This window comes from Pantoea sp. WMus005 (genome assembly GCF_013415305.1).
Lineage (GTDB): Bacteria > Pseudomonadota > Gammaproteobacteria > Enterobacterales > Enterobacteriaceae > Pantoea > Pantoea rara.
This window is the reverse complement of the sequence record NZ_JACBXU010000012.1, coordinates 1-1,174: the sequence shown is the minus strand read 5'-3', so window position 1 is coordinate 1,174 and position 1,174 is coordinate 1. Positions and strand designations below refer to the sequence as shown.

The 1,174-nt window shown below is 52.0% G+C and carries 1 tRNA gene and 2 rRNA genes; all 3 read right to left on the bottom strand.

What is annotated here, in order from left to right:
• Window positions 1-678 (bottom strand): 23S ribosomal RNA (locus HZZ01_RS20670); the annotation flags it as partial.
• Window positions 679-909: 231 nt separating this feature from the next.
• Window positions 910-984 (bottom strand) — tRNA-Glu (locus HZZ01_RS20665).
• Window positions 985-1,072: 88 nt separating this feature from the next.
• A 16S ribosomal RNA gene (locus HZZ01_RS20660) occupies window positions 1,073-1,174 on the bottom strand; the annotation flags it as partial.

The following is a 1,174-nucleotide window of genomic DNA, read 5'->3' as shown; positions in this document are numbered from 1 at the left end:
TTTCGGGTCTATACCCTGCAACTTAACGCCCAGTTAAGACTCGGTTTCCCTGCGGCTCCCCTATACGGTTAACCTTGCTACAGAATATAAGTCGCTGACCCATTATACAAAAGGTACGCAGTCACCCTGATAAATCAAGGCTCCCACTGCTTGTACGTACACGGTTTCAGGTTCTGTTTCACTCCCCTCGCCGGGGTTCTTTTCGCCTTTCCCTCACGGTACTGGTTCACTATCGGTCAGTCAGGAGTATTTAGCCTTGGAGGATGGTCCCCCCATATTCAGACAGGATACCACGTGTCCCGCCTTACTCATCGAGCTCACAGCATATGTGCTTTTGTGTACGGGAGTATCACCCTGTACCCTGCGACTTTCCAGACGCTTCCACTAACACACATGCTGATTCAGGCTCTGGGCTGCTCCCCGTTCGCTCGCCGCTACTGGGGGAATCTCGGTTGATTTCTTTTCCTCGGGGTACTTAGATGTTTCAGTTCCCCCGGTTCGCCTTGCAGCACTATGTATTCATGCTGCAATGATGCACAGAGTGCACCGGGTTTCCCCATTCGGACATCGACGGCTGTAGCGGTTCATATCACCTTACCGTCGCTTTACGCAGATTAGCACGTCCTTCATCGCCTCTGACTGCCTGGGCATCCACCGTGTACGCTTAGTCGCTTAACCTCACAACCCACAGGCGCTTTACAACGCTTGCAAGTCACGAGCATTTGAGAGACTCGAACGCATCGTGCTTTTCATTCTTATTACGGAGAATGAAAACGACGCGTCGTTTCAATTTTCAGCTTGTTCCGGATTGTTAAAGAGCAAATATCTCAAACGCGCCACGGCTGCTTACGCAACCAGAACGGTTTTGAGATACTGTATGGAGACACCTTTCACCTGTCACCAAGCAGGTGGCGTCCCCTAGGGGATTCGAACCCCTGTTGCCGCCGTGAAAGGGCGGAGTCCTAACCGCTAGACGAAGGGGACACGATCGTGTCACGACTTCGCAGCCGTCCTGCTCATTACTTTTTATCAGACAATCTGTGTGGACACTGCGCGGGAAGGTATCTTCAGGTAAGGAGGTGATCCAACCGCAGGTTCCCCTACGGTTACCTTGTTACGACTTCACCCCAGTCATGAATCACAAAGTGGTAAGCGCCCTCCCGAAGGTTAAGCT